Raw genomic sequence first — 5781 nt, forward strand, 5'->3', positions numbered from 1 at the left:
TGTCCCGGTAGGCCGGGAACACCGCGAGGGAGCGATCGGGCACCGCCCGATCCTACGGGGAGTCGTCAGTCCTGCGCTCGTCGAACAGCACGAGGTCGTGACCGGCCGCGAGGAGTCGCGGCCGGAGCGCAGCGCCGATGTGTCCGGCGGCCCCGGTGATGAGCAGCGTCGCCATTGCCCGGACGCTACCCCCGGCGCGTGAGCACCGACCGCAGGTGTCCGATGGCCTCGCCGAGGTACCGCGTGAGGTCCGAGCGCGACCACCGGACGACGACCCAGCCGAGGCGCTCGGCCTCACGGTAGCGACGGAGGTCGCTGGCCCACTGCGCGGCATCCGTGCGGTGGTGGTCGCCCTCGTACTCGATCAGGACGCGGTGCCGCGGGTAGGCCATGTCGACCCGGCCGATGAAGGACCCTGCCTCGTCTCGGACCTCGACCCGCAGTTCCGGTTCGGGAAGGCCCGCGCGGACGATCGCGAGCCGTGCCCGCGTCTCCTGGGGCGAACCGGCACCGACCCGGACCAGCTCGATCGCCGTCCGCAGCTTCCGGACACCTGCTCGGGCTCCGGCCCGGACGAGTGCGCTCCGGAGGTCGTCGATCGTCGTGCGGCACCGTGGCTCGGTCACGATCGCGTCGCCGAGCACGATGAGCTCGTCGATCGTCAGCATCGCGCCGCAGTCGACCCACAGCGCTGCGGGAGTGCTCGCGGGCATGCCCCACCGCTCGACGACGTCCGCTCGGTCGGGCGTGATCCGGTGTCCGACCACACCCGTGCGACGCGGTTGGGCGGTCGGGATCGGACTCGTGACGTGCACCGGCGCGCCGTCGTCGACCGGGACGGGCAGCCCCCAGAGCACGGCGGCGGAGACGTGGCTGATGAACTGTCCGGGCAGCAGGACCGGCCGGAGGGCTCGGATCCGCTGGACGGCGTCGGGTGGGCGATCGCGGGCCCACCGGATCGACCGGGTGGGCCGGACGAGGTCGCTTCGACGGAGTCGCTGTCGGGAGACTCCTGCGCGGTCCGCGGCGTGCACGTCGAACGCGCGGTTGCGGAGCGCGGGCGGAAGCGGGCGTGGTCGCATGCGGTCATGCTCGCGCCCCGTGCTCCCGCACCACCCCCGACCGGAAGCACTCGTGCAGAACTCGCACCGCGCCTCCCGTGTGGAGGAGTGACCACGCGCAGATCGTGAGCAGGAGATGTCGGGTCGGGACCACGCACCCGACCGTTTCTGCTCACGAAGCGGCCCAGCGGCCCAGCGCCGCGCGCGCGCCGCGCGCGCCGCCCCGAGCGTGCGCCCGCCCCGCCCCCGCTACCATCGACGGGAGAGCCACGGAGGTCGATGCAGATCATGGGAGCCGGCAAACCCGCGACCATCTACGACGTCGCCGCGCGCGCCGGGGTCTCGAAGTCCCTCGTGTCGCTCGTCCTGCAGCGCTCCCCGCGGGTGAGCCAGCAGCGGCGTGATGCGGTGCTCAAGGCGATCCAGGAGCTCGACTACCGCCCCTCCACGGCCGCGGTCTCGCTCGCGGGCACGCGCTCCCGGACGATCGGCGTCGTCCTCGACGACTTCCGGAACCAGTGGTTCGTGGACCTGCTGACCGGCCTCCGCGAGTCCCTGCAGGACCAGGGCCACCGGCTCGTCGTCGCCGACCGCTTCCTCAACACCGGGCTCGACGCCTCGCCCGTCGAGGGCTTCCTGTCGATGCGCGTCGAGGGGCTCGTGATCGCCGGTGAGCCCGACACCGACCTGGCCGTCCCGGCCTCCACACCGCTCGTCATCGCCGGTGGACGCGTCGCGATCCCCCGTGCCGACACCGTCGCGAACGACGACCGCGCGGGCGGCGTGATGGCCGCGGAGCACCTGCTCGGCCTCGGGCACGCTCGACTCGGGTTCATCGGGGCCTCGTCGGCCGCGTCCGACGAGCGGCGGATCGGCTTCGGGGCCGGGGTCGACGGCCGCGCCGAGGTCGCCACGGTCGTGCTCCCCGGCGAGCCCACCGAGGAGGCCGGTTCCCGCGCGGTCGCGCAGCTGCTCGACGCGCACCCCGACGTCACGGCGGTGTTCGCGGCGAACGACGTGATGGCCCTCGGTGCCCTGTCCGAGCTCGCCGAGCGCGGGCTGCGCGTCCCCGAGGACGTGTCGGTCATGGGCTACGACGACACCCCGCTCGCGGCGACGCGGTACGTCGGGCTGACCAGCATCGACGACCGCAGCGTCGAGATCGGGCGCGGCGCCGGCGAACGACTCCTCGCCCGGATCGCCGACCCGACGTCGGCGGCGACCGAGGTCCTGGTCGAGCCCCGGTTGGTCGCGCGGCGCACCACCGCGGCGCGCTGACGCCGACGCGTCGGCGGACTGGAGGCGCGACTCACCCTCGCCCCGCCGGCTGCGACGAACGGGTTGCGGGGTTCAGGACGCGGTGCCGTCGGCCCCGCTGGTGCGGCCGGTGTCGGCGTGCTGGACGACCCAGCTGTGCATGACGATCGCCGCGGCGGCCGAGGCGTTGATGCTCCGCGTCGACCCGAACTGCGCGATCTCGAGGTGTCCGTCCGCGCCGGCGACGGCCTCGTCGGTCAGCCCGGGGCCCTCCTGGCCGAACAGGAACACGCACCGCTCCGGGATCGGCGCTGTCTCGATGCGGGACGCCCCGGGGGTGTTGTCGATCGCGATCACCGGACGGCCCTCGGCGCGCATGGCCTCGAGGAAGGCGGCGACGTCGGGGTGGTACCGGACGTGCTGGTACCGGTCCGTCACCATCGCGCCGCGCTTGTTCCACCGCCGACGCCCGACGATGTGCACCGTGCCCGCGAGGAAGGCGTTGGCGCTCCGCACGATCGACCCGATGTTGAGGTCGTGCTGCCAGTTCTCGATGGCGACGTCGAACGCGTGCCGGCGGGTGTCGAGGTCGGCGACGATCGCGTCCATCGACCAGTACCGGTAGCGGTCGACGACGTTGCGGGTGTCCCCGGTCGCGAGGAGCTCCGGGTCGAGCCGCGGGTCGTCCGGCCAGGGTTCCGGGTGCGGTCCCACCCCGTGCGTCGTCCGCTCGTGGGACGGTTCGGGGACGGCGGTCACGTCCCCAGCGTAGAGCCGGTCCCGGACGTCAGCGGACGCGTGCCTCGATCCCCGCGATGAGGACGTCGAGCCCGAGGGAGAACCGCTCCTCGTACGAGTGCGAACCGAGGATCTCCGCCACGAGTGCGTGCCGCTCCGGACGCCCGGCCGCGGCGGAACCCCGTCCGACCTGCACGCCCGTGTGCCCGACCACGAAGTCGTAGACGACGAAGAACGCGTACATCGCCTCGGCGTCGGGCAGGCCGGCCGACCGCAGCGCGCCGACGACCTTCGCCACGACGGCGTCGGACTCCGTCGAGACCAGGGCCCCGCGACGGCTGTGCGACTCGAGCACGAGCGGGTGGGTGAGCATGAGGTCGCGGAAGGTCGTGGCGAAGGTCCGCACGACCGCGTGCCACTCGTCCGGCCAGACGAACGTGGCGGTGAACTCGTCGACCGTGCGGCGCACGAGTTCGGCGTGCAGGTCGTCCAGGCCACCGATGGTCCGGTGCACGGTCATCGGCGCGACGCCCAGGCGGACGCCGAGCGCACGGAAGGAGAGCCGGTCGAGCCCGTCCTCGTTCGCGATGGCGGTCGCGGCGTCGATCACCTGCTCGCGGCTGAGCACGTTGGGGCGGCCACGGCGTCGTCGCGGGGTCACCTCGGCCTGCTCCGGCGCCGAGGCGGGCCGGGGTGGAGCGGTCGGGGTTCCGGGTTCGACGAGCACGGTGCTGCCTCCTTGGTTCCAGTACGTGTCCCGAAAAGCCTAGGGCAAAGCCGACCGCCGTTCGGTGTCTCGACCATCCCGGGTCCGCGGCCTGCCCGCAAGGGCCGATCCGTTCCTCCCGGCCTTCTCCGAGCCGGAACCGAGCCGGGCCGTCACGGGCGCGCACTAGGGTGAGGGCATGGCATCCCGCGACGAGGTCGAGTGCTGGCTGACCGACATGGACGGCGTGCTCGTGCACGAGAACCAGGCGCTCCCCGGCGCTCCCGAGCTCCTCCAGCAGTGGCAGGACCAGGGCACCGAGTTCCTCGTCCTGACGAACAACTCGATCTTCACGCCGCGCGACCTCAGCGCCCGGCTGCGCGGCTCCGGCATCGACGTCCCCGAGGACCGCATCTGGACCTCGGCCCTCGCGACCGCCGACTTCTGCCGGTCCCAGATGCCCGGCGGCTCGGCGTTCGTCATCGGCGAGGCCGGCATGACCACCGCCCTGCACGAGGCCGGCTTCATCATGACCGAGACCGCTCCCGACTACGTGGTCGTCGGCGAGACCCGCAACTACTCGTTCGAGGCGATCACCAAGGCCGTCCGGCTCATCCGCGACGGCGCCCGGTTCATCGTCACGAACCCCGACGCGACCGGTCCGAGCGCCGAGGGGGTCCTCCCCGCGACCGGCGCCATCGCGGCGATGATCGAGAAGGCCACCGGCAAGCAGCCCTACGTGGTCGGCAAGCCGAACCCGATGATGTTCCGGTCGGCGATGAACCGGATCGGCGCCCACTCCGAGAACACCGGCATGATCGGCGACCGGATGGACACCGACGTGCAGGCCGGCATCGAGGCCGGACTCCACACCGTGCTCGTCATGACCGGGATCAGCGACCAGGCCGAGATCGAGAAGTACCCCTTCCGGCCGAGCGAGATCATCTCGGGCGTGCACGAACTCGTCCGCACCGAACCCTTCGAGGTCGAGATCTGACGATGCGCTGGGACCCAGCACGGTACGCCGCCTTCGCGGACGACCGCGCGCGGCCGTTCCACGACCTCATCGCGCAGGTCGCGTGGCCGTCGGGTGCCGGCCAGGAGGCGCCACGTCGCGTCGTCGACCTCGGCTGCGGTCCCGGGGCCCTCACCGCCACGCTGGCAGCGCGGTGGCGTCGGTCGACGGTGGTCGGGATCGACAGCTCGGCGGAGATGCTCGCGTCGGCTGCGGCCGACCCGACCCTGGCGGACGTGCCGAACCTGTCGTTCGCGCTCGGTGCGATCGAGGACTGGACGCCGGGCCCCACCGACGACGTGGTCGTGACGAACGCGGCACTGCAGTGGGTGCCGTCCCACGTGTCCCTGCTGCCGACGTGGCTCGACGCGATGCCGTCCGGTTCGTGGTTCGCGATGCAGGTGCCGGGCAACTTCGGGTCGCCGTCGCACGCGCTCATGCGGTCCGTCGCGGCCTCGGGGCGCTGGGCGTCCGCGCTCGACGGGGTCCTGCGCTCCGAGCCGGTGCTCGACCCGGCCGGGTACCTCGGCATCCTGCTCGACGCCGGGTTCGCGGCCCGCGCATGGGAGACCACCTACGCCCAGCTCCTGACGGGCGTCGACCCGGTGCTGGACTGGGTCCGTGGCACCGGGCTCCGTCCGGCACTGCAGGCGCTCGACGCGGCGGACCCGACCGGCGCGACGACCTCCGCGTTCGAGGCCGAGTACGCCGCGGCGCTCCGGTCGGCCTACCCGGCTGGCGTGCACGGCACGGTGTACCCGTTCCGGCGGGTGTTCGCCGTCGGCCGCAAGCCCTGAGCCCCGGCTCGGCTCGGCTCGGCTCGGCTCGGCTCGGCTCGGCTCGGCTCGGCTCGGCTCGGCTCGGCTCGGCTCGGCTCGGCTCGGCTCGGAACGAGGATCTCCCGGCGGCGTGACCGTTCTGGTTCGCGCATCCCGGGTCCTCGGAACCAGGACGGTCAGCCCGCGATCGCAACCTCCGGTCGAGCGTCCAGCGGTCGTCGCCGC

At 73.0% G+C, this 5781-nt stretch carries 7 protein-coding genes; 3 read left to right on the forward strand and 4 right to left on the reverse strand.

Annotated features, from left to right (window positions below; translation table 11 throughout):
- Positions 1 to 52: 52 nt before the first annotated feature.
- Together I5E_RS24285 and I5E_RS22600 are read right to left on the reverse strand one after the other, a co-directional pair.
- Entirely contained in the window at positions 53 to 175 is a 123-nt protein-coding gene (locus I5E_RS24285; RefSeq protein ID WP_022906210.1) for an NAD-dependent epimerase/dehydratase family protein, read from the reverse strand.
- A gap of 10 nt (positions 176 to 185) precedes the next feature.
- Entirely contained in the window at positions 186 to 1082 is an 897-nt protein-coding gene (locus I5E_RS22600; protein ID WP_022906211.1) for a hypothetical protein, read from the reverse strand.
- A 267-nt stretch (positions 1083 to 1349) separates the two neighbouring features.
- Between I5E_RS22600 and I5E_RS06115 the strand changes: the two genes are divergently transcribed.
- Positions 1350 to 2339 carry a LacI family DNA-binding transcriptional regulator gene (locus I5E_RS06115; protein ID WP_049973456.1) on the forward strand — a complete coding sequence of 330 codons (990 nt, stop codon included), beginning with the start codon at positions 1350 to 1352 and terminating at the stop codon, positions 2337 to 2339.
- A gap of 72 nt (positions 2340 to 2411) precedes the next feature.
- Here the strand turns inward: I5E_RS06115 and I5E_RS06120 are convergent, their stop codons facing one another.
- Together I5E_RS06120 and I5E_RS06125 are read right to left on the reverse strand one after the other, a co-directional pair.
- The gene (locus I5E_RS06120) at positions 2412 to 3077 is read right to left on the reverse strand and encodes a TrmH family RNA methyltransferase (RefSeq protein WP_022906213.1); all 666 of its coding nucleotides are present in this window, start codon (positions 3075 to 3077) and stop codon (positions 2412 to 2414) included.
- A gap of 28 nt (positions 3078 to 3105) precedes the next feature.
- The gene (locus I5E_RS06125; RefSeq protein WP_022906214.1) at positions 3106 to 3783 is read right to left on the reverse strand and encodes a TetR/AcrR family transcriptional regulator C-terminal domain-containing protein; all 678 of its coding nucleotides are present in this window, start codon (positions 3781 to 3783) and stop codon (positions 3106 to 3108) included.
- A 178-nt stretch (positions 3784 to 3961) separates the two neighbouring features.
- Here I5E_RS06125 and I5E_RS06130 point away from each other — a divergent pair, with 178 nt between their 5' ends.
- Together I5E_RS06130 and I5E_RS06135 are read left to right on the forward strand one after the other, a co-directional pair.
- Positions 3962 to 4759: an HAD-IIA family hydrolase gene (locus tag I5E_RS06130; protein WP_022906215.1), complete on the forward strand. Its 798-nt coding sequence runs from the start codon at positions 3962 to 3964 to the stop codon at positions 4757 to 4759.
- Between the two features lie 2 nt (positions 4760 to 4761).
- The gene (locus I5E_RS06135) at positions 4762 to 5574 is read left to right on the forward strand and encodes a methyltransferase domain-containing protein (protein ID WP_022906216.1); all 813 of its coding nucleotides are present in this window, start codon (positions 4762 to 4764) and stop codon (positions 5572 to 5574) included.
- Positions 5575 to 5781: the final 207 nt, after the last annotated feature.

Origin of the sequence: Curtobacterium sp. B18, assembly GCF_000333375.1 — a bacterium.
Classification (GTDB): domain Bacteria; phylum Actinomycetota; class Actinomycetes; order Actinomycetales; family Microbacteriaceae; genus Curtobacterium.

Excerpts from the sequence above, each read along its gene's own strand:
- I5E_RS06135 (WP_022906216.1), top strand. The coding sequence starts at position 4,762 with ATGCGCTGGGACCCAGCACGGTACGCCGCCTTCGCGGACGACCGCGCG.
- I5E_RS22600 (WP_022906211.1), bottom strand. The coding sequence starts at position 1,082 with ATGCGACCACGCCCGCTTCCGCCCGCGCTCCGCAACCGCGCGTTCGAC.
- I5E_RS24285 (WP_022906210.1), bottom strand. The coding sequence starts at position 175 with ATGGCGACGCTGCTCATCACCGGGGCCGCCGGACACATCGGCGCTGCG.
- I5E_RS06130 (WP_022906215.1), top strand. The coding sequence starts at position 3,962 with ATGGCATCCCGCGACGAGGTCGAGTGCTGGCTGACCGACATGGACGGC.
- I5E_RS06115 (WP_049973456.1), top strand. The coding sequence starts at position 1,350 with ATGGGAGCCGGCAAACCCGCGACCATCTACGACGTCGCCGCGCGCGCC.